This is a genomic window from Paracoccus sp. DMF (genome assembly GCF_004407025.1).
Classification (GTDB): domain Bacteria; phylum Pseudomonadota; class Alphaproteobacteria; order Rhodobacterales; family Rhodobacteraceae; genus Paracoccus; species Paracoccus aminovorans_B.
On sequence record NZ_SOKV02000200.1, the window covers coordinates 1 to 581 of the forward strand.

1 protein-coding gene is annotated in these 581 nt (G+C 67.1%); it reads left to right on the plus strand.

Annotated features, from left to right (window positions below):
* On the plus strand, positions 1–581 hold a 581-nt coding region (locus E3D03_RS21210; RefSeq protein WP_263568576.1), incomplete at both ends, for a DEAD/DEAH box helicase.

The following is a 581-nucleotide window of genomic DNA, read 5'->3' on the forward strand; positions in this document are numbered from 1 at the left end:
TGCTCTCGGCGGTCACCGGCGAGATGATCGGCGACGGCGCCAAGGCCTGCGTGCTGGCGCATCGCGACGAACTGACGGCGCAGAACCGCGCCAAGTTCCAGCGCGTGGTTCCCGGCGTCGCCACATCGGTCATCGACGCCACCGAGAAATCCTGGAACGGTCAGGTCGCCTTCGCCATGGTGCCGACGCTGGCGCGGGCTTCGAACCTCGCCGACATGCCGCGTCTTGATCTGCTGGTTGTCGACGAGGCGCACCATGCCATCGCCGACAGCTACCGCCGCATCATCGACCGGGTACGCGAGGCCAATCCCGATGCCCGGATCTTCGGGGTCACGGCCACGCCGAACCGGGGCGACAGGAAGGGGCTGCGAGAGGTCTTCGACAATGTCGCCGATCAGGTGCGGCTGGGCGAACTGATCACCTCGGGCCATCTGGTGCCGCCCCGCACCTTCGTCATCGATGTGGGCGTGCAGGACGAACTGCGCTCCGTCCGCAAGACGATGTCGGATTTCGACATGGCCGAGGTGGCGGGCATCATGGACCGCGCGCCCGTCACCGACGAGGTGATCCGGCACTGGAAG